The organism is Pseudomonas palmensis, from assembly GCF_017848315.1.
GTDB classification, from domain to species: domain Bacteria; phylum Pseudomonadota; class Gammaproteobacteria; order Pseudomonadales; family Pseudomonadaceae; genus Aquipseudomonas; species Aquipseudomonas palmensis.
On record NZ_JAFKEC010000006.1, the window covers coordinates 110,705 to 130,987 of the forward strand.

Here is a 20,283-nt window from a genome sequence, read left to right on the forward strand (position 1 = left end):
CGCTGGCAAGGCCGGCGAAGGGGTCAGTGCAGGTCGAAGGTATCGGCATCCAGGTTGGCCGGGAACCGCGTGCGGTATGCGGCAAGGTCCGCCGCACTCAGCACCACGGTGAACACGCCGTCGGCCTCGCCGGCACTGAGCAGGCTCTCGCCCTGGAAGTCCAGCACCTGGCTGTCGCCGCTGTAACCAAAGCCCTTGCCATCGGTGCCCACGCGGTTCACCGCCGCCACGTAGCACAGGTTCTCGATGCCCCGTGCCGGCAGCAGGCGGTTCCAGTGCAGGCGCCGCGCCGCCGGCCAGTTGGCGGTGTACAGCAGCAGGTCGGTGTCCTGTGCATCGCGGCTCCACACCGGGAAGCGCAGGTCGTAGCAGATCAGCGGGCGCACCCGCCACCCCTTGAGCTCGAACTGCACCTGGCGCTCGCCGGGGGTGTAGTGCTTGTGCTCGCCGGCCATGCGGAACAGGTGGCGCTTGTCGTAGAACAGGATCTCGCCGTCCGGGCGCGCCCACAGCAGGCGGTTGCGGTGGCTGCCGTCCTCGGCCTGGATGATCACGCTGCCGGTCACCACGGCATCGAGCTTCCTGGCCTGGCTCTTGAGCCATTTGTAGGTGGGGCCGTTTTCCGGCTCGGCCAGGCTTTCGGAGTCCATCGAAAAACCGGTGGTGAACATCTCCGGCAGGATGATCAGGTCCGCGCCGCGGGCCTGCTCCAGCAGCACCTCGAAATGCTCGTAGTTGGCCATGCGGTCCTGCCAGGCCAGGCTGGTCTGCACCAGCGCCACGGTCAGGTTGGGCAATGTACTCAGATCGCGCATAGTTTTTCCGCTGCCTGACGCAGCGTCTCCTCGCGTTTGGCGAAACACAGGCGCACCAGGCGCTGCTCGGGAATGGGTTGCTGGTAGAACACCGACACCGGAATGGTCGCCACGCCGTGTTCGCGGGTCAGCCATACCGACATCTGCACGTCGTCGAGGTCCGGGCGAATCGCCGAATAGTCCACCAGCTGGAAATACGTACCGGCCACCGGCTTGAACTGGAAGCGAGAGCCTTGCAGCAGGCCACAGAACAGGTCGCGCTTGGCCTGGTAGAACGCCGGCAGCTCTTCGACATGTTCCGGGTGCTCGGCCATGAAATCGGCCAGCGCCCACTGCAGCGGCGTCACGCCGCAGAAGTTGACGTACTGATGCACCTTGCGCAACTCGGCACTCAGGGCTGGCGGCGCGATCACATAGCCGGTCTTCCAGCCGGTCACGTGGTAGGTCTTGCCGAACGAACTGACCACGAAGGCCCGCGCGTACAGGGCCTCGTGGGCCAGCACGCTGGCGTGGCGCGCGCCGTCGTACACCAGGTGCTCGTACACCTCGTCGCTGAGCACATAGATGTCACGGTCGGCGATCAGCGCCGCCAGCTGGTCCAGCTCGGCACGGGTAATCAGCGCGCCGCTGGGGTTGTGCGGCGAGTTGATGACGATCATGCGGGTACGCGGGCTCAGCGCATCGCTGAGTTTCTGCCAGTCGATGGCAAAGCTGTCGGCGCCCAGTTGCACGTGCACGCAACGGCCACCGGCCAGTTCCACGGCGGGTTCGTAGCTGTCGTAGCAGGGGTCGAAGACGATGACTTCGTCGCCGGGGCGGATCACCGCGTGGATGGCGCAGAAGATCGCGGCCGTGGCGCCGGGGGTGATGGTCACCTCGTGGTCGGCGTCTACCGTCACGCCATACTGGCGAGCGACCTTGGCCGCTACCTGCTGACGCAGGGCCGGCAGGCCGGTCATGGGGGAATACTGGTTGTGGCCGGCACTGATGTGCCGCCCTACCGCGTCCAGCAGCGCTTGCGGGCCGTTGAAATCGGGAAAGCCCTGGGACAGGTTCAGGGCGCCGGTTTGCACGGCGAGCTGGGACATGGTGGTAAAGATGGTGGTGCCGACGTTCGGCAACTTGCTGCTGATCATGGAGCCCTCTTTCCTGCGCGGTCAGGCTCCGAGCATAGCGGATTGGACCGCCAGGTTGTAGGAGCCAGCGTTGCTGGCGAAAGGGTAAGCGCGGTTCAGTTGATCCGCGCTGCCCATTTCGCCGGCAAGGCCGGCTCCCGCACCATCAGCGCTTGTCCTTGCGCTTCTTGGCCGACTTCTTGTGGTGCGACATCAGGCGGCGCTTCTTGTTGACCTGGCGGTCGGTCAGGGTGTTCTTGTTGCCTTCGTACGGGTTCTCGCCACCCTTGTACTCGATGCGAATCGGCGTACCGACCAGCTTGAGCACACGGCGGTAGGTGTTTTCCAGGTAGCGCGAGTAGGACTTGGGCACCTTCTCCACCTGGTTGCCGTGGATCACGATGATCGGCGGGTTGGCACCCCCCAGGTGGGCATAGCGCAGCTTGATGCGACGGCTGTTGACCATCGGCGGCTGGTGCTCGCTGACCGCGTCTTCGAGGATCTGGGTCAGGCGGCTGGTCGGCCAGCGGGTGACCGCCGACTTGAACGAGTTCTGCACCGACTGGTACAGGTTGCCCACGCCAGTGCCGTGCAGTGCCGAAATGAAGTGAATGTCGGCGAAGTCGACGAAAAACAGCCGGCGTTCCAGCTCGGTCTTCACGTAGTCACGCTCGCCCGGCTGCATGCCGTCCCACTTGTTGAGCGCGATCACGATGGCGCGACCGGCTTCCAGGGCGAAGCCCAGCAGGTTCAGGTCGTGGTCCACCACGCCTTCGCGGGCATCCATGACGAAGATCACCACGTTGGCGTCCTTGATCGCCTGCAGGGTCTTGACCACCGAGAACTTTTCGACTTCCTCGTGGATCTTGCCGCGCTTGCGCACACCGGCGGTGTCGATCAGCGTGTACTTCTCGTCATTGCGCTCGAAGGGAATGTAGATGCTGTCGCGGGTGGTGCCGGGCTGGTCGTACACGATCACACGGTCTTCACCGAGCATGCGGTTGACCAAGGTCGACTTGCCGACGTTGGGGCGACCGATGATGGCGATCTTGATGCCATCCTTCTCGCTGGGGCCAGGAATGCGCACGGCTTCCTCGCCCTCGGCGACGTTCATGTCGATCTCTTCTTCTTCCTTGTCCCGCGGGAAGTCGCTGAGCACAGCCTCGAGCAGGTTGTTCACGCCACGGCCCTGGGCGCCGGCCACGCCGATGGCGTTGCCCATACCCAACGGTGCGAACTCGGCAATGGCGGTGTTCGGGTCGATGTTGTCGATCTTGTTGGCCACCAGGAACGAGCGCTTGTTGCGCTTGCGCAGGTGCTCGGAAATCATCTGGTCGGCAGCGGTCAGACCGGCACGGGCATCGACCAGGAACAGCACCACATCGGCTTCTTCGATGGCCAGCAGCGACTGCTCGGCCATTTTTTCGTCCATGCCATGTTCGTCACCGGAGATACCACCGGTGTCGACCAGGATGTAGGAGCGCCCTTGCCAGCGCGCCTCGCCATATTGACGGTCACGGGTCAGGCCAGACAGGTCGCCAACGATGGCATCGCGGGTCCTGGTCAGGCGGTTGAACATTGTAGATTTGCCGACGTTCGGTCGGCCCACCAGGGCGATTACGGGAACCATGCGGCTCTCCACTGCTTGAATTCAAAAAATACAAAGGCCGCTGCAGTGCAGCGGCCGGAGTTCGGGCGGCGCCCCGAAGGCGCCGCAGCCCGAGGCCCGCAGGCCTCAAGCATAGACTCAGCGAATGGTCAGCGCCTCGAGTTTGCCGCTGTTGCCAAACACATAAATCATGTCACCTACCACCAGCGGGCGTGCACGCAGGCCATCGCTGTCGATGCGCTCGCGACCCACGAAGCGGCCGTCCACCTGGCTCAGCAGGTGCAGGTAACCTTCCAGGTCACCCACGGCCACGTAGCTGGAGAACACTTCCGGTGCCGACAGCTGGCGACGGGCCAGCGAGTCGTTGCTCCACAGCGCCGACGAAGAACGCTCGTCGATGCCTTCGACCGTACCGGACGCCAGGCTCACGTAGACGTTGCCAAAGCCCTGGGCCACACCGGCGTAGCTGGAGGCATCGCGCTGCCACAGCACGCGACCGCTTTCCAGCTCGAGGCCGGCGACGCGCCCCTGGTAGCTGGCCACGTACAGCACACCGCCCGACAGCAGCAGGCCGCCGTCGATATCCACCACGCGGTCCAGCTCGGAACGCCCTTGCGGAACGGCAACACGTTGCTCCCAGACCGGCACGCCGTTCTGGGTGTCCAGCGCCACGACCTTGCCGGTCGAGAGGCCGGCCACGGCCAGGCGGTTGGTCACGATCGGCGCACCGGTACCGCGCAGGGTCAGTACGGCCGGGGTGCTTTCGTAGATCCAGCGGCGGTCGCCGGTGCTGGCATCCAGGCCGATCACGCGATCGTCCTGGGTCTGCACCACCACCACGTCACCGTTGGTCGCCGGGGGCGCCAGTACTTCACTGGTGACCCGCGCACGCCACTTTTCTTCGCCGGTGCTGGCATCCATGGCGATCACTTCACCCTTGAGGGTGCCGAGCATGACCAGGCCGTAGCCGACACCCACCGCACCGGATACCGGCAGGTCGAGGTCTTTCTTCCAGATCACGTCGCCGTTCATGCGGTCCAGCGCCATCACCACGCCGGTCACATCGGCGGCGTAGATGCGGTCGTTCTCGATGGCCGGGACGAGCATGTTGAAGCTCTCGCCCTGGCCGTCACCGATCGAACGGCTCCACTGCTTCTTCAGTACCACCTCTTCGGTGAACTTGGTCAGCTCGGCCGGCGGCAGTTCCTTTTTGCTGTTGCTGCTGCAACCAACGGCCAGAAGGGCCACGGCCAGCACTGCTGCATGTTTCCAACCGATCACGTCACGCATCCCCTTTGGCAAGGTCGTCGAGCTTGAGTTGCAGGCCACCGATCGCGGCGTCATCCGACAGCGCGGCCTTGGCCTTCTGATACGCGGCGTGAGCATCATCGGCGCGACCCAGCTGTACCAGCAGGTCGCCCTTGAGTTCTTCACGGCTGGCCAGGAAGGCCTTGTCGGCATCGCCATCGAGCAGCTTCAGGGCGTCATCGACCTTGTTCTGCGCGGCCAGTACACGGGCCAGGCGCTGACGGGCAATTTCGCCCAGGGTGGCGTCGGCCGGCTTGTCGAGCACGCTTTTCAGTTCGCTGGCGGCGTCGTCGAGCTTGCCGCTCTCGACCGCGACCTTGGCCACGAACAGGCTGGCGTACTGCGCGTAGGCCGTGCCGCCGAACTCGCTCTTGAGCTTGCCCGACAGGTCCGCGACCTGGGCCATGTCCGGCTGGCCGGTTGGCGTCAGGGTGGTTTCAAGCAGGGCCTGATAAAGGTTCGAAGCACCTTGGGACTGGTTGCCCTGGTACTTCTGCCAGGTCTGCCAGCCCAACACTACCACCAGCGCCAACAGGCCACCGGTCAGCAGTGGTTTGCCGTTGCGCTGCCACCAATCCTTGAATGCGGCCAGTTGTTCATCATCGCTACTCGACACCCCAATACTCCTTTTCACCAAATCGGCTGTTGACCCGCTTCACGCCTGCGCGAGGGAAGCTTCCAGGTGCTCGGCCAGAGCATCCCAGGCAATGTTTTGTTGTTCGCCCTGACCACGCAGGGGTTTGAAACCTACCACTTGTTGCGCCAGTTCGTCGTCCCCCAGGATCAAGGCATACAGAGCGTTGCTCTTGTCGGCCTTCTTGAACTGGCTCTTGAAGCTGCCGCCACCGGCATTGACCTGCAGGCGCAAGCCCGGCAGGCGGTCACGCAGACGCTCGCTCAGGGCCAGCCCGGCGAGTTCGGCCTGTTCGCCAAAGGCGCACAGGTAGACGTCGATCTGACGCGAAATCGACTCGGGCACCTGGCCCAGGGTCTCGATCAGCAGCAGCAGACGCTCGATGCCCATGGCAAAACCCACGCCCGGGGTCGGCTTGCCGCCCATCTGCTCGACCAGGCCGTCGTAGCGGCCACCGGCACATACGGTGCCCTGGGACCCGAGCTTGTCGGTGACCCACTCGAACACGGTCTTGCTGTAGTAGTCCAGGCCACGCACCAGCTTGGTGTTGATCACGAACGGAATGCCGGCGGCGTCCAGACGAGCCTTGAGGCCCTCGAAGTGCACGCGCGATTCTTCGTCCAGGTAGTCTTCGAGCTTCGGTGCACCCACCAGCGCCGCCTGGGTGTTGGCGTCCTTGCTGTCGAGGATGCGCAGCGGGTTGGTCTTGAGGCGACGTTGGCTGTCTTCGTCCAGTTGCTCCAGGCGCGCCGAGAGGAACTCGACCAGCGCGTCACGGTAACGGCCGCGGGCTTCGCTGGTACCCAGGCTGTTGAGTTCGAGCTTGACCGCATCGCGGATGCCCAGCAGGCCCCACAGGCGCCAGGTGAGCACGATCAGCTCGGCGTCGATGTCCGGGCCATCGAGGTTGAACACCTCCAGGCCGATCTGGTGGAACTGGCGATAGCGGCCCTTCTGCGGGCGCTCGTGGCGGAACATCTGGCCGATGTACCAGAGCTTCTGCACCTGGCCACCACCGCTGATGCCGTGTTCGAGCACGGCGCGCACACAGGCGGCGGTGCCTTCGGGGCGCAGGGTCAGGGAGTCGCCGTTGCGGTCGGCGAAGGTGTACATCTCTTTTTCGACGATGTCGGTCACTTCACCGATGGAACGCTTGAACAGCTCGGTCGGCTCGACGATCGGGGTGCGGATCTGGCGATAGCCGTAGGTGTCCAGCAGGCCGGCCACGGTGCTCTCGAAATAGCGCCACAGCGGGGTCTGCTCGGGCAGGATGTCGTTCATGCCACGAATGGCTTGCAGCGATTTGCTCACGGTAAATCCTTAACGAAATCGGTGTCGGTCAACCGCGGGCAATCACTGCCGCGTCGGCCTCGGCCTTCTCGGCCGCTTTCTGGCGGATGAGTTTTTCCAGCTCATCCACCAGGTTGTCATTGGTCAGCTTCTGCGCCGGCTTGCCATCGATGTAGATCAGGTTCGGCGTGCCGCCGGTGAGCCCCACGTGGGCTTCCTTGGCTTCGCCGGGGCCGTTGACCACACAGCCGATCACCGCCACGTCCAGCGGTACCAGCAGGTCTTCGAGGCGCCCTTCTAGCTCGTTCATGGTCTTGACCACATCGAAGTTCTGCCGCGAGCAGCTCGGGCAGGCGATGAAGTTGATGCCACGCGAACGCAGGTGCAGCGACTTGAGGATGTCGTAGCCGACCTTCACTTCCTCGACCGGGTCGGCGGCAAGCGAGATGCGGATAGTATCGCCAATCCCTTCGGCAAGCAGCATACCGAGGCCCACGGCCGATTTCACCGTGCCCGAGCGCAGGCCGCCGGCTTCGGTGATGCCCAGGTGCAGCGGCTGCACGATCTGCTTGGCCAGCAGGCGATAGGCCTCGACGGCCATGAACACGTCGGAGGCCTTCACGCTGACCTTGAAGTCCTGGAAGTCCAGGCGATCGAGGTGCTCCACGTGACGCATGGCCGACTCGACCAGGGCCGCCGGGGTGGGCTCGCCGTACTTCTTCTGCAGGTCCTTTTCCAGGGAGCCGGCGTTGACGCCGATACGGATAGGGATGCCGCGATCACGCGCGGCATCCACCACCGCGCGCACGCGGTCTTCACGGCCGATGTTGCCGGGGTTGATGCGCAGGCAGTCCACACCCAGCTCGGCCACGCGCAAGGCGATGCGGTAGTCGAAGTGGATATCGGCCACCAGCGGCACGCTGACCCGCTGCTTGATGCGGCCGAAGGCTTCGGCCGCGTCCATGTCCGGTACCGAGACGCGCACGATGTCGACGCCGGCATCCACCAGGCGGGTGATCTGTGCGACGGTGGCATCGACGTCGTTGGTGTCGGTGTTGGTCATGCTCTGGACGGCGATGGGTGCATCGCCGCCGACAGGCACATTACCTACCCAGATTTTGCGCGATTCGCGACGTTTGATCGGAGATTCGCCGTGCATGACTTATTGTCCCAACTTCAGGCGAGCAGTCTCGCCACTGGTGAACGGCGCCACGTCGACGGGCTGGCCGTTGAAACTGATCTGTGCGCCACGGGCAAAGCCCAGGCGTACCGCGAACGGCGGCTTGCCGGTGAGCTCGAGGGTCTCGCCCTTGCGCTTGGTGGCATTGACCAGCACCTTGCCGTTGCCGTCGGTGACCGAAGTCCAGCAATCGGCAACGAACTGCATGTGCAACGAGGCGCTGCCGGCAGCCGGTGCAGCCGCTGGCGCAGCGGGGGTGGCAGGCGCAAGGGCGGCAGCCACAGCCGGGGCGCTGGCCGCAGGGGCCGGCGCTACGGGAGCCGGGGCTACGGGTGCGGCAGGCGCAGCTGGCGCCGGGTTGCTGGCGGCCGGGGCCTGTGCGGCAGCCTCGTCGGTGGCAGGCTGGGCCTGCTCGGCCGGTGCGCTGGCAGCCGGCGCTTCCTGGCTTTGGGCCACGGCCTGGTCTTCAGGCTCGTCCAGCGGGTGGATCTGGGTGGTACCGTCGGCGCTCTCGACCTCGACGTGTTCCATGGCCAGGCTGGCCAGGTCCTTGCCGCGCAGGCTGGTCTGGTCCTGCCACCAGAAGAAGCCACCGCCGATCACCAGGATCAGCAGCAACAGGCTGACGATGCGCAGGATGTTGTGCGACAGGCGTACCGGCTCTTCGATACGCCCCAGCGCATGCACGTCGCTGCCCTGGGAATTGCTGCCGGTGGCCTGGTCGAAGGCCAGCACCAGTTCGGCCTGGTCCATCTCGAACAGCTTGGCGTAGGCGCGGATATAGCCGCGGGCGAAGGTATGCCCTGGCAGCTTGTCGAACGCGCCGGTTTCAAGGTTGTTCAGGGAACTCACGGTCAGGTTGAGCTTGCGGGCCACTTCGGCCTGCGACAAGCCCTTGCTTTCACGGGCCTGACGCAAGGTCTCACCGGGATTCTGGCGAGTCGCTGCTGCTACTTCGGGATGCGCCGCTTTCATCATTGCTCCGACAGGTATTGCTGATATTCCGGCGTACCGGGATAAAGTCGTTGTAATTGCACGCCCAGTTCGGCGGCCTTGTCAGGTTCTTCGAATACAGTTGCCAGGCGCGAACCCAGCAGCAGGCTGCGGGGGCCGTGATCGCTCAGCTGGCTGAAACGATCGTAGTAGTCGCGCGCCGGCACATAATGCCTGTCTTCGTAAGACAACTCAGCCATTTCGAGCAACGCGCGCGGTTGCTGCTGGTTGAGCCGTAAAGCCTTTTGCAGGTGTTCACGCGCCTGCTCGCGCTGACCCAGCTTGATGGCGGTCAGGCCAAGGTTCTCGAAAACCCGGGAGCGTTCAGGATACAGGGTATCGGCCGCCGCTTGGCGAAACATCTGCTGCGCCTGGGCATAGCGCCCCTGTGCATACAGGAAACTGCCGAAATTGTTGCGAATACGGGGGTCGTCGGGGTTGGCAGCCAGGGCCTTGCGGTAATACCCCTCGGCCAGCGCCGGCTCGTCCTCGCGCTGGAACACCAGGGCCAGCGCGGCATTGGCTGCCGGGTCGCGAGCGTCCAGTTCAAGGGCCTTTTTCAGCGGCACCTTGGCGCGTTCGGTCAAACCTTGTTGCAAATAACCCAGGCCCAATTGCACATAGGCCTGGCGTGCCTCTTCGCGCCCCTTGCCGCTTTGCAGCGGGTCGGAACTGCCGCTGCCGACGCAGCCGGCAAGCAGCGTCAGCAACAGGGTTGGCAGCGCGGCGCGCAGGCCCATGTCGGCCTCAGTTGCCCGCCGCGCCGGTTTGCGGCATATCGGCGTCGGCATTGAGCTGCCGTACCGCGATATAGCGCTCACTGCGGCGCGTGCGGTCCATCACCTGCCCCACCAGCTGACCACAGGCCGCGTCGATGTCCTCGCCACGGGTGGTGCGCACGGTAACGTTGTAGCCGGCCTGGTGCAGGTGGTCCTGGAAGCGGCGGATCGCGTTGTTGCTCGGACGCTCGTAGCCGGAGTGCGGGAACGGGTTGAACGGAATCAGGTTGATCTTGCACGGGATGTTCTTGAGCAGCTCGACCATCTCGACCGCGTGCTCGAGCTTGTCGTTGACGTCCTTGAGCAGGGTGTACTCGATGGTCAGCACACGCTTCTCGCCGAGTTCGGCCATGTAGCGCATGCACGACTCGAGCAGCATCTTGAGCGGGTACTTCTTGTTGATCGGTACCAGCTCGTTGCGCAGGGCGTCGTTGGGTGCGTGCAGCGACAGCGCCAGGGACACGTCGATGTGCTTGGCCAGCTGGTCGATCATCGGCACCACGCCGGAGGTGGACAGGGTCACACGGCGCTTGGAAATGCCGTAGCCCAGGTCGTCCATCATCAGGTGCATGGCGGCGACCACGTTGTCGAAGTTGAGCAGCGGCTCACCCATGCCCATCATCACCACGTTGGTGATGGCGCGGTCGATGGTGGCGGGAATGCTGCCGAACGACTTGTTGGCAATCCACACCTGGCCGATCACTTCGGCGGCGGTGAGGTTGCTGTTGAATCCTTGCTTGCCGGTGGAGCAGAAACTGCAGTCCAGGGCGCAACCGGCCTGGGACGAGACACACAGGGTGCCACGCTTGCCCTGGGGGATGTACACGGTCTCGACGCAGCTGCCGGACGCCACGCGCACCACCCACTTGCGGGTGCCGTCGCTGGAGATGTCCTCGCTGACCACTTCGGGGCCGCGAATCTCGGCAACGGCCTTGAGCTTCTCGCGCAGGGCCTTGCCGACATTCGTCATGGCGTCGAAATCATCGACGCCAAAGTGGTGAATCCATTTCATTACCTGGCCGGCACGGAAACGCTTCTCCCCGATGGACTCGAAGAATTTTTCCATTTCCGGCTGGGTCAGGCCCAACAGGTTAGTTTTACCAGTCGATGTCGTCATGGATTCACCCTCACTCGTAAGCTGTCGCTTAGCGAGCGGTTACCTCGGTAGCTGCGAAGAAGTACGAGATTTCGCGAGCAGCAGCGGCTTCGGAGTCCGAACCGTGAACGGCGTTGGCGTCGATCGACTCGGCGAAGTCGGCACGGATGGTACCGGCAGCAGCTTCTTTAGGGTTGGTGGCGCCCATCAGCTCACGGTTCAGAGCGATGGCGTTTTCGCCTTCCAGAACCTGTACAACGACCGGGCCGGAGATCATGAAGGCAACCAGGTCACCGAAGAAGCCGCGCTCTTTGTGCTCGGCGTAGAAGCCTTCGGCTTCGGCTTTGGACAGTTGCTTGAGTTTCGAGGCAACGACGCGCAGGCCGGCTTTTTCGAAACGGGTGGTGATCTCGCCGATCACGTTCTTGGCAACGGCGTCAGGCTTGATGATGGAGAAAGTACGTTGAACAGCCATGGTGTAACTCCAGAAACAGTAAGTGAAGCGAAAAATTAAACCCGCGAATTATACGCGGGTTCCGGGGGATTGCCTAACCTGCCGAGTGCGCTCAGTCGGCTTCTTCGATCCAGGCGGCCTGAATGGCTTCAAGCACCTTCTCTCCGCCACGGTTCGGATCGTCGCTGAAGTCGGGCAGGGCCTGCACCCAGCGGCTCAGTTCGACGAAATTCACGTAGCGAGGATCGACTTCCGGCTTGCTTTCGGCAAGCTGAATTGCAATTTCAAGTACATCAACCCATTTCAGGCTCATGATGACTCCAACGGTCAGTGCGGCGCTTCGGCGGCGTGGTTGAGCGAGTATTTCGGGATCTCGACGGTCACGTCCTCGGTGCCGACCTTGGCCTGGCAGGTCAGGCGCGACGTGGGCTCCAGGCCCCAGGCGCGGTCGAGGTAGTCCTCTTCCAGCTCGTCGGCCTCGTTCAGCGAGTTGAAACCCTCGCGGATCACGCAGTGGCACGTGGTGCAGGCGCAGACGCCGCCGCAGGCGCTTTCGATCTCGATGTGGTTGTCATGGGCCACTTCAAGGATGGACTTACCGGTTTCGGCCTCCACCACCATTCCGTCCGGACAGAACTTCTCGTGGGGCAGAAAAATCACCTGCGGCATCAGTTATTCCTCGATCTCATTCAGGTTGCGCCCGGCCAAAGCGGCTTTTACCGTCGAATCAAGGCGACGGGCGGCAAAGGCATCGGTCACTTGCGACAGACGCTTGGTCTGCTGCTCGATGGCGGCGCCATCGGTACCGTTCATCAAATCACGCAAGTCTTGCATCTGTTGTTCGATCGCCAGGCGCTCTTCGGCGTCCAGCAGGCGCTCGCCATCGGCGTCCAGCGCGCCCTGCACCGCTTCGAGCAGACGCTCGGCGTCGACCTGGTGCTCGCGCAGCTGGCGCGCCACCTTGTCGTAGCCGGCATGTTCGAAGGAGTCCTTGAGCATGCGAGTGATCTCGCCGTCGGTCAGGCCGTAGGACGGCTTGACCTGAATGCTCGATTCCACACCCGAGCCCAGCTCGCGCGCCGAAACGCTGAGCAGGCCGTCGGCGTCGACCTGGAAGGTGACGCGAATCTTCGCCGCACCGGCCACCATGGCCGGGATGCCGCGCAGTTCGAAGCGCGCCAGGGAGCGGCAGTCGCTGATCAGCTCACGCTCACCCTGCAGCACGTGGATCATCATGGCCGACTGGCCGTCCTTGTACGTGGTGAATTCCTGGGCACGGGCAACCGGGATGGTGGTGTTGCGCGGGATCACCTTCTCCATCAACCCGCCCATGGTTTCCAGCCCCAGGGACAGCGGAATCACGTCGAGCAGCAGCAGTTCGCCGCCGTCGCGCTTGTTGCCGGCCAGGGTATCGGCCTGGATCGCGGCGCCGATGGCCACCACCTGATCGGGGTCGATCTCGGTCAGCGGGGTACGCCCGAACAGCGCGCCCACCGCCTCGCGCACACGCGGCACGCGAGTGGAACCACCGACCATGACCACGGCTTCGACTTCATCCAGCTCGATGCCACTGTCGCGCACGGCGCGGCGACAGGCCTTGAGGCTGCGCGCCACCATCGGTTCGATCAGCGCGTCGAAGCCGGCACGGGTCAACTCGCCCTGCCAGGCGCCATGGCTCACGGACACGACATCGCTGTTGGTCAACGCTTCCTTGGCCGCACAGGCAGCTTGCAGCAGTTGACGCTGGGTGCCGGGGTCGAGGTCGGCAGACAGGCCCGCCTGCTCGATGATCCAGCCGGCCACCGCATGGTCGAAGTCATCGCCGCCCAGGGCGCTGTCGCCGCCGGTGGCCATCACCTCGAACACACCGCCGGTCAGGCGCAGGATGGAAATGTCGAAGGTGCCGCCGCCCAGGTCATAGATGGCCACCACGCCTTCGGCGTTCTGGTCCAGGCCATAGGCCACAGCCGCAGCGGTCGGTTCGTTGAGCAGGCGCAGCACGTTCAGCCCGGCCAGGCGCGCAGCGTCCTTGGTGGCCTGGCGCTGAGCGTCGTCGAAGTACGCCGGCACGGTGATCACCGCGCCGACCAGCTCGCCACCCAGGGTGGCTTCGGCGCGCTGGCGCAGCACCTTGAGAATGTCGGCCGAGACTTCCACCGGGCTTTTCGGGCCCTGCACCGTGTCGATGAACGGCATGTGCGACTCGCCGCCGACAAAGCGGTAGGGCAGTTGCTCGCCCAGTTGCTTGACGTCGGCCAGGCCGCGCCCCATCAGGCGCTTGACCGACAGCACGGTGTTCAGCGGGTCGCTGGAGGCCGCGTCACGGGCACTGTAGCCCACGTCGACATGGTTGGCGTGATAGCGCACCGCCGACGGCAGGATGACCCGGCCCTCGGCGTCTGGCAGCGGTTCGGAAATGCCGCTGCGCAATGCAGCGACCAGCGAATTGGTGGTGCCAAGGTCAATGCCCACGGCCAGGCGGCGCTGATGGGGCTGTGGCGTCTGACCGGGTTCGGCGATCTGCAGTAGGGCCATGCTTATCTGATACCAGGGGTGTCGCCAACGGCGCCACCGGGTTAATCGTCGAGGCGCTCTTCCAGCTGGCGCACTTCATAGGCGAGCTTGTCGAGGAACTGCATGCGGCGCATCAGGCGCTCGGCCTGTTCACGCTGCGCAGCATCCTCCCAGCAGGCGGCGAAGTCCTCGTTGAGTGCTTCCTGGGCGACCTTCAGGCGGCGCTTGAACGCGGCCACGCCATCAAGGTCGGCACTGTCCTGCAGGTCTTCGAGCTCTTCTCGCCATTGCATCTGCTGGAAGAGGAACTCGGGGTCGTGGACAGTGACTTCCTGCGGCACTTCGTGCCCCCCCATCGCCAACAGGTAGCGCGCCCGCTTGGGCGCACTCCTGAGGGTCTGGTAGGCGTCGTTGAGGCCGGCCGAGCGCTCCAGCGCCAGGCGCTGTTCACGCTCGGGGGCATCGGCGAAGCGGTCCGGGTGAACCTCGCGGGCCAGCTCGCGATAGCGCGCGGCCAGCTTGTCGAGGTCCAGGCGAAAGCCCGGCTGCAGGTCAAACAGGGCGAAATGACAAGGAGTACCCACGCGCAGCCTCAGACGTTGAAGCTTTCGCCGCAGCCACACTCACCGCGCACGTTGGGATTGTTGAACTTGAAGCCTTCGTTCAACCCTTCCTTGACGAAATCCAGTTCGGTTCCGTCCAGGTACACCAGGCTTTTCGGGTCGATGATCACCTTGACGCCGTGACTTTCGAACACCTGGTCCTCGCTGTCCGGCGCGTCGACGAACTCCAGCACGTAGGCCAGGCCCGAGCAGCCGGTGGTGCGAACGCCCAGGCGAATGCCGTCACCCTTGCCGCGTCCTTCGAGGGAGCGCCGCACGTGGTTGGCGGCGGCTTCTGTCATGCTGATAGCCATCGAGACTCCTTACCTGCAACAGGCGAACTTAGAGCAAACCTTTCTTCTGCTTGTAATCGCGCACGGCCGCCTTGATGGCGTCCTCGGCGAGTACCGAGCAGTGGATCTTCACCGGCGGCAACGCCAGTTCTTCGGCCAGCTGGGTGTTCTTGATGGTTTCGGCTTCGTCCAGGGTCTTGCCCTTCATCCACTCGGTAGCGAGGGAGCTGGAAGCGATGGCCGAACCACAGCCGTAGGTCTTGAACTTGGCATCTTCGATGACGCCCTGCTCGTTGACCTTGATCTGCAGGCGCATCACGTCGCCGCACGCAGGCGCGCCGACCATGCCGGTACCGACATCCGGGTCCTCGGCATTCATCTTGCCGACGTTGCGTGGGTTTTCGTAGTGGTCGATGACCTTTTCACTGTAAGCCATGGTGCTATTCCTTCCTCATCAGAGAGCCGCTCTTGCTGGCGACTACTTAGTGCGCAGCCCACTCGATCTTGGAGATGTCGACGCCGTCTTTGTACATATCCCACAGCGGCGACAATTCGCGCAGCTTGGTCACGGCCTCGCAGACCTTCTGCGCGGCGTAGTCGATTTCTTCTTCGGTGGTGAAGCGACCGAAGGTGAAGCGGATCGAGCTGTGCGCCAGTTCGTCGTTGCGGCCCAGGGCGCGCAGCACGTAGGACGGCTCGAGCGATGCCGAGGTGCACGCCGAACCCGAAGACACTGCCAGGTCCTTGAGGGCCATGATCAGCGACTCGCCTTCGACGTAGTTGAAGCTCAGGTTCAGGTTGTGCGGAATACGCGCGGTCATGCTGCCGTTGATGTACAGCTCTTCAAGGTTCTCGACCTGCTTGTAGAAGCGGTCGCTCAGGGCCTTGATGCGCAGGTTCTCGCTGGCCATCAGCTCCTTGGCGATGGCGAAGGCTTCGCCCATGCCGACGATCTGGTGGGTAGCCAGGGTGCCCGAACGCATGCCGCGCTCGTGACCGCCGCCGTGCATGGTGGCCTCAAGACGCACGCGCGGCTTGCGGCTGACGTACAGCGCGCCGATGCCTTTGGGGCCGTAGGTCTTGTGCGCCGAGAACGACATCAGGTCGACCTTCAGCTTCTGCAGGTCGATCTCGACCTTGCCGGTGGACTGCGCGGCATCGACGTGGAACATGACGCCACGCGAGCGGGTCAGTTCGCCAATGGCGGCGATGTCGTTGATGGTGCCGATTTCGTTGTTCACATGCATGATCGACACCAGGATGGTGTCTTCACGCAGGGCTGCCTCGACCATGGCCGGGGTGATCAGGCCATCGGCGCCCGGCTCGATATAGGTGACTTCGAAGCCTTCACGCTCCAGCTGACGGGTGCTGTCCAGAACGGCCTTGTGCTCGATCTTGGAGGTGATCAGGTGCTTGCCCTTGGTGCCGTAGAAGTGCGCGACGCCCTTGATTGCCAGGTTGTCGGACTCGGTGGCGCCACTGGTCCAGACAATTTCCCGCGGGTCGGCGTTGACCAGGTCGGCGACCTGGCGGCGAGCGTTCTCGACCGCTTCTTCGGCTTTCCAGCCAAAGACGTGGGAGCGCGAGGCCGGGTTACCGAAGTTCCCGTCGACCAGCAGGCAATCGCTCATCTTCTGGGCGACACGTGGGTCGACCGGGGTGGTCGCGGAGTAATCGAGGTAGATCGGCAACTTCATTGAATATCTCCTATCAGGCGGGCTCATCGCGCAGTCGAAACGGTCATTCGACGGCGGATGTCTCAATCTTGTCCAGATGCGGTGTCCGGCCCGCCATGCGGCGCAGGTCCTGACGCTGGGCGACTTCTTGCACCTCACGGCGAGTAACAAGGTCAGCCAGGCTGATACCGCTCAGAAATTCGTGAATCTGCTGGCTGAGATCACACCACAAGTGGTGGGTCAGGCAGGTATCGCCAGCGTGGCAATCACCCAGGCCCTGGCAGCGTGTAGCGTCGACCGATTCGTTGACCGCATCGATCACCTGGGCTACCTGGATGCTTTCCATCACGCGCGACAGCTGGTAGCCGCCGCCTGGACCGCGCACACTGGAGACCAGACTGCTGCGACGCAGCTTGGCAAACAGCTGCTCCAGATAGGAAAGGGAGATGCCTTGGCGCTCGGAAATGTCGGCCAGGGACACCGGCCCGTTTTGCGCGTGCAACGCCAGGTCAAGCATGGCAGTCACGGCGTATCGGCCTTTTGTAGTCAGTCGCATGGCTATTTGGTACCACGGGAGTTACGGGATGTGTGCGAGTATGCGATTCCCGAGCATTTAAGTCAACTATAAGACCTACTGCTTTAGTCGGGATTGCGCCTGAGAGGCGGCGCAGAGTGTAGCAAAGTCGGGCGCGCCAGCGCACGCCCTTCTGTCAATGCGTCGACGCGTCGCTGCGGGCGTCGGCCTTCACATCCGCGAAGTCTTCGTCACGCAGGGCCGGCAGTTCCTTGGCGCAGTAGTCGCTGCCCAGGTTCTTGAGCGCACCGCACATGTCCTCCAGGCGCCCGTCCACCGCTTGCAGGTGGTCGAGCAACTGGCCGATGGCGCGGGCCACCGGGTCGGGCATGTCTTCGCTCACGCCGTAGGCGTCGAAGCCGATCTTCTCGGCCATGGCCTTGCGCCGGGCCTCCTGCTCGGCGTCGGACTTGACGATGATACGCCCCGGGATGCCCACCGCCGTGGCGCCGGCCGGCACCGCCTTGGTGACCACCGCATTGGAGCCGATCTTGGCCCCCGCGCCCACGGTGAACGGGCCCAGCACCTTGGCGCCGGCCCCCACCACCACGCCGTCCTCCAGGGTCGGGTGGCGCTTGCCCTTGTTCCAGCTGGTGCCGCCCAGGGTCACGCCCTGGTACAGGGTCACGTCATCGCCGATCTCGGCGGTTTCGCCGATCACGATGCCCATGCCGTGGTCGATGAAGAAGCGCCGGCCTACCTTTGCACCGGGGTGAATCTCGATGCCGGTCATCCAGCGACCGAAGTTGGACACCAGCCGCGCCAGCCACTTCCAGTCCCGTACCCACAGGGCATGCGCCGCGCGGTGCAGCCAGATCGCATGCATGCCCGGGTAGCAGGTCAGCACTTCAAAGGCATTGCGCGCCGCCGGGTCACGGTGGAAAACGCTTTGGATATCTTCACGCAGACGCTCGAACATTTACTGATCCTTCCGCTTGTGCGCATCGCCCCGGGCCGCTTTCTGGGTTTCGGTGAGGATGCCGCGCAAAATGCTTATTTCCGATCGACTCACCGCGCTGCGCCCGTACAGGCGACGCAAACGCGGCATCAGGTGCTTGGGCTTGGTCGGGTCGAGAAAGCCGATGTCCACCAGCGCGGACTCCAGGTGCTGGTAGAACAGCTCCATTTCGTCCATGGTCGCCAGCTCTGCGCTGCGCACCGAGGCCACTTCGACCTTCTCGACTTTCGACGCCTGCCCGTCGGCTGCCAGCCAGGCCATGCGCACTTCATAGGCCAGGACCTGGACCGCAGCCGCCAGATTCAGCGAACTGAAATCCGGGTTGGACGGGATATGCACGTGATAATGACATCGCTGCAGCTCGTCGTTGGTCAGGCCGGCATGTTCACGGCCGAACACCAGCGCCACCTCGGCACCCTCGCCTGCCTGCTCGACGACCTTGGCGCCGCATTCGCGCGGATCGAGCAGGGGCCACGGGATGCGCCGGTCGCGGGCACTGGTGCCCACCACCAGGGTGCAGCCCACCAGCGCATCCTCGAGCGTGGCCACCACCTCGGCACCCGCCAGCACGTCATCAGCGCCGGAGGCACGGGCACTGGCCTCGTGGGAAGGAAAGTCGTTCGGCTCGACCAGCACCAGGCGCGACAGGCCCATGTTTTTCATGGCGCGCGCAGCCCCGCCGATATTGCCGGGGTGACTGGTATTGACCAGGACGACACGAATTCTTGGCAGCACGGGCACGGCTCACAGACACGGAAGGAAGGGAGCAAATCTTACAGAAGCGACCGGCATTACGCTATGAAAGCAAATGTCGCCCTTCTTCGTTCAAAGTTTTCTGCTAGAATGTTCGGCTTTCTTTAACGACCCAGGTGAAACGTCCATGCAGCCCATGCTGAATATCGCGCTGCGCGCCGCCCGCAGCGCCAGTGAATTGATTTTCCGCTCCATCGAGCGCCTGGATACCATCAAGGTAGATGAGAAAGACGCCAAGGATTACGTCTCCGAAGTCGACCGCGCGGCGGAAAAAGTCATCGTCGACGCCCTGCGCAAGGCGTACCCCAACCACTCCATCTACGGTGAAGAAACCGGCCTGCACGCTGGCAACGGCGAAGAAGGCAAGGACTACCTGTGGGTCATCGACCCGCTCGACGGTACCACCAACTTCCTGCGTGGCGTTCCTCACTTTGCCGTGAGCATCGCGTGCAAGTACCGCGGCCGCCTGGAACACGCCGTGGTCCTCGACCCGGTACGCCAGGAAGAATTCACCGCCAGCCGTGGCCGTGGCGCCCAGCTCAATGGTCGCCGCCTGCGCGTCAGCGGTCGCACCAGCCTGGACGGCGCCCTGCTGGGTACCGGCTTCCCGTTCCGTGACAACCAGATGGATGGCCTGGACAACTACCTGGGCATGTTCCGTGCCCTGGTCGGCCAGACCGCCGGCATCCGCCGCGCCGGCGCCGCGAGCCTGGACCTGGCCTATGTGGCCGCCGGCCGCTTCGATGCGTTCTGGGAGTCGGGCCTGAGCGAGTGGGACATGGCGGCAGGCGCACTGCTGATCCAGGAAGCGGGCGGCCTGGTGAGCGACTTCACCGGTGGTCATGACTTCCTCGAGAAGGGCCACATCGTTGCCGGCAACATCAAGTGCTTCAAGGCGGTGTTGACGGCGATCCAGCCGCACCTGCCGGCCTCGCTGAAGCGCTGAGTTTCAGCCGGGCAATAAAAAAGCACCCTTCGGGGTGCTTTTTTGTGGCTGGCTTTCGGGCCTCTTCGCCGGCAAGGCCGGCGAAAGGGCCATCACTGCCCAGGCTGTGCCTGCGTCAGTACCAGCTTGCCATTCTCGTCCAGCGGGATCTGCGAACCCGGGTCGCGCTCCATGCGCACCTGCCCGGCCTTGTCGCCAATCGAATACTTCACGTCGTACCCCACCACCTTCTCGCTCAGGTCATTGACCGTGTTGCAGCGGGTTTGCGTGGTGGTGTAGGTATCGCGGTTCTGCATGCCTTCCTGCACCTTGTTGCCGGCATAGCCACCACCGACGGCACCGGCCACGGTCGCGATCTTCTTGCCATTGCCGCCGCCGATCTGGTTACCCAGCAACCCACCTGCCACGGCGCCCAGCACGGTACCGGCGATCTGGTGTTGATCCTTCACCGGCGCCTGACGGGTCACCGTGACATCCTTGCAGACTTCCCGTGGCGTCTTGACGGTCTGCTTGACCGGCTGCACCGACGTCACCTGCGCGTATTGCGGCCCGCCCTTGACCAAGCTGTAGGTAGCCACGGCACCTCCGGCAGTGACACCGACAGCACCCAGCACCGCACCCACCAGCATTGACTTGTTCACGTGAACCTCCTGATTTACCTGCGGGAACACGCCCGCGCTTCTCCCAGCCTTGG

General features: G+C 63.9%; 23 protein-coding genes. 1 reads left to right on the forward strand and 22 read right to left on the reverse strand.

The window, feature by feature from the left end; genetic code table 11:
• Positions 1–23 precede the first annotated feature (23 nt).
• The 21 genes from JZZ72_RS05930 to trmJ all read right to left on the reverse strand — a co-directional run bounded on the left by JZZ72_RS05930 (position 24) and on the right by trmJ (position 18,625).
• Positions 24–815, reverse strand: coding sequence for an amidohydrolase (locus JZZ72_RS05930; RefSeq protein ID WP_043862515.1), 792 nt, complete (start codon positions 813–815; stop codon positions 24–26).
• The gene (locus tag JZZ72_RS05935; protein WP_116052914.1) at positions 803–1,951 is read right to left on the reverse strand and encodes a pyridoxal phosphate-dependent aminotransferase; all 1,149 of its coding nucleotides are present in this window, start codon (positions 1,949–1,951) and stop codon (positions 803–805) included. The genes JZZ72_RS05930 and JZZ72_RS05935 overlap by 13 nt, the downstream gene beginning before the upstream one ends.
• Before the next feature lie 145 nt (positions 1,952–2,096).
• Complete coding sequence (der, locus tag JZZ72_RS05940) at positions 2,097–3,560, reverse strand: ribosome biogenesis GTPase Der (protein ID WP_043862517.1); 1,464 nt, start codon at positions 3,558–3,560, stop codon at positions 2,097–2,099.
• A 117-nt stretch (positions 3,561–3,677) separates the two neighbouring features.
• Positions 3,678–4,829 (reverse strand): outer membrane protein assembly factor BamB, encoded by a 1,152-nt coding sequence (gene bamB / locus JZZ72_RS05945; protein WP_054916600.1) that lies wholly within the window; start codon positions 4,827–4,829, stop codon positions 3,678–3,680.
• The gene (locus JZZ72_RS05950; protein ID WP_043862519.1) at positions 4,822–5,463 is read right to left on the reverse strand and encodes a YfgM family protein; all 642 of its coding nucleotides are present in this window, start codon (positions 5,461–5,463) and stop codon (positions 4,822–4,824) included. Before JZZ72_RS05950 ends, bamB begins: the two co-directional genes overlap by 8 nt.
• A 39-nt stretch (positions 5,464–5,502) precedes the next feature.
• Positions 5,503–6,792 carry a histidine--tRNA ligase gene (gene hisS, locus JZZ72_RS05955; RefSeq protein WP_054916601.1) on the reverse strand — a complete coding sequence of 430 codons (1,290 nt, stop codon included), beginning with the start codon at positions 6,790–6,792 and terminating at the stop codon, positions 5,503–5,505.
• Between the two features lie 28 nt (positions 6,793–6,820).
• The gene (gene ispG / locus JZZ72_RS05960; protein ID WP_043862521.1) at positions 6,821–7,930 is read right to left on the reverse strand and encodes a flavodoxin-dependent (E)-4-hydroxy-3-methylbut-2-enyl-diphosphate synthase; all 1,110 of its coding nucleotides are present in this window, start codon (positions 7,928–7,930) and stop codon (positions 6,821–6,823) included.
• A gap of 3 nt (positions 7,931–7,933) precedes the next feature.
• Positions 7,934–8,926: a RodZ domain-containing protein gene (locus JZZ72_RS05965; RefSeq protein WP_210014175.1), complete on the reverse strand. Its 993-nt coding sequence runs from the start codon at positions 8,924–8,926 to the stop codon at positions 7,934–7,936.
• Positions 8,926–9,684, reverse strand: a complete 759-nt coding sequence (gene pilW / locus JZZ72_RS05970) for a type IV pilus biogenesis/stability protein PilW (protein ID WP_043864471.1) — start codon at positions 9,682–9,684, stop codon at positions 8,926–8,928. The genes JZZ72_RS05965 and pilW overlap by 1 nt, the downstream gene beginning before the upstream one ends.
• A 7-nt stretch (positions 9,685–9,691) precedes the next feature.
• Complete coding sequence (gene rlmN, locus JZZ72_RS05975) at positions 9,692–10,840, reverse strand: 23S rRNA (adenine(2503)-C(2))-methyltransferase RlmN (RefSeq protein ID WP_054916603.1); 1,149 nt, start codon at positions 10,838–10,840, stop codon at positions 9,692–9,694.
• A 28-nt stretch (positions 10,841–10,868) separates the two neighbouring features.
• Positions 10,869–11,294, reverse strand: a complete 426-nt coding sequence (ndk, locus tag JZZ72_RS05980) for a nucleoside-diphosphate kinase (RefSeq protein ID WP_043864469.1) — start codon at positions 11,292–11,294, stop codon at positions 10,869–10,871.
• Between the two features lie 91 nt (positions 11,295–11,385).
• Positions 11,386–11,586, reverse strand: coding sequence for a Fe-S cluster assembly protein IscX (gene iscX / locus JZZ72_RS05985; protein ID WP_043864468.1), 201 nt, complete (start codon positions 11,584–11,586; stop codon positions 11,386–11,388).
• Positions 11,587–11,600: 14 nt separating this feature from the next.
• Complete coding sequence (gene fdx / locus JZZ72_RS05990; RefSeq protein WP_043864467.1) at positions 11,601–11,942, reverse strand: ISC system 2Fe-2S type ferredoxin; 342 nt, start codon at positions 11,940–11,942, stop codon at positions 11,601–11,603.
• A 3-nt stretch (positions 11,943–11,945) separates the two neighbouring features.
• The gene (gene hscA, locus JZZ72_RS05995) at positions 11,946–13,808 is read right to left on the reverse strand and encodes a Fe-S protein assembly chaperone HscA (RefSeq protein WP_043864466.1); all 1,863 of its coding nucleotides are present in this window, start codon (positions 13,806–13,808) and stop codon (positions 11,946–11,948) included.
• A gap of 41 nt (positions 13,809–13,849) precedes the next feature.
• On the reverse strand, positions 13,850–14,371 hold the full coding sequence (gene hscB / locus JZZ72_RS06000; protein ID WP_043864465.1) for a co-chaperone HscB: 522 nt from the start codon (positions 14,369–14,371) through the stop codon (positions 13,850–13,852).
• A gap of 8 nt (positions 14,372–14,379) precedes the next feature.
• Positions 14,380–14,703 (reverse strand): iron-sulfur cluster assembly protein IscA, encoded by a 324-nt coding sequence (iscA, locus tag JZZ72_RS06005; RefSeq protein WP_043864464.1) that lies wholly within the window; start codon positions 14,701–14,703, stop codon positions 14,380–14,382.
• A 28-nt stretch (positions 14,704–14,731) separates the two neighbouring features.
• Entirely contained in the window at positions 14,732–15,118 is a 387-nt protein-coding gene (gene iscU / locus JZZ72_RS06010) for a Fe-S cluster assembly scaffold IscU (RefSeq protein WP_002552476.1), read from the reverse strand.
• 46 nt (positions 15,119–15,164) lie between these two features.
• Complete coding sequence (locus tag JZZ72_RS06015; protein ID WP_043864463.1) at positions 15,165–16,379, reverse strand: IscS subfamily cysteine desulfurase; 1,215 nt, start codon at positions 16,377–16,379, stop codon at positions 15,165–15,167.
• 43 nt (positions 16,380–16,422) lie between these two features.
• Positions 16,423–16,914: a Fe-S cluster assembly transcriptional regulator IscR gene (iscR, locus tag JZZ72_RS06020; protein ID WP_043864462.1), complete on the reverse strand. Its 492-nt coding sequence runs from the start codon at positions 16,912–16,914 to the stop codon at positions 16,423–16,425.
• 154 nt (positions 16,915–17,068) lie between these two features.
• Positions 17,069–17,851: a serine O-acetyltransferase gene (cysE, locus tag JZZ72_RS06025; protein ID WP_054916605.1), complete on the reverse strand. Its 783-nt coding sequence runs from the start codon at positions 17,849–17,851 to the stop codon at positions 17,069–17,071.
• Positions 17,852–18,625: a tRNA (cytosine(32)/uridine(32)-2'-O)-methyltransferase TrmJ gene (gene trmJ, locus JZZ72_RS06030; RefSeq protein WP_043864460.1), complete on the reverse strand. Its 774-nt coding sequence runs from the start codon at positions 18,623–18,625 to the stop codon at positions 17,852–17,854.
• 145 nt (positions 18,626–18,770) lie between these two features.
• On the opposite strand from trmJ, the gene suhB reads away from it, so the two are divergent.
• Positions 18,771–19,589 carry a type III secretion system regulator SuhB gene (gene suhB, locus JZZ72_RS06035; RefSeq protein WP_043864459.1) on the forward strand — a complete coding sequence of 273 codons (819 nt, stop codon included), beginning with the start codon at positions 18,771–18,773 and terminating at the stop codon, positions 19,587–19,589.
• Between the two features lie 92 nt (positions 19,590–19,681).
• Here the strand turns inward: suhB and JZZ72_RS06040 are convergent, their stop codons facing one another.
• Complete coding sequence (locus tag JZZ72_RS06040; RefSeq protein ID WP_043864458.1) at positions 19,682–20,230, reverse strand: glycine zipper 2TM domain-containing protein; 549 nt, start codon at positions 20,228–20,230, stop codon at positions 19,682–19,684.
• Between the last annotated feature and the right edge of the window lie 53 nt (positions 20,231–20,283).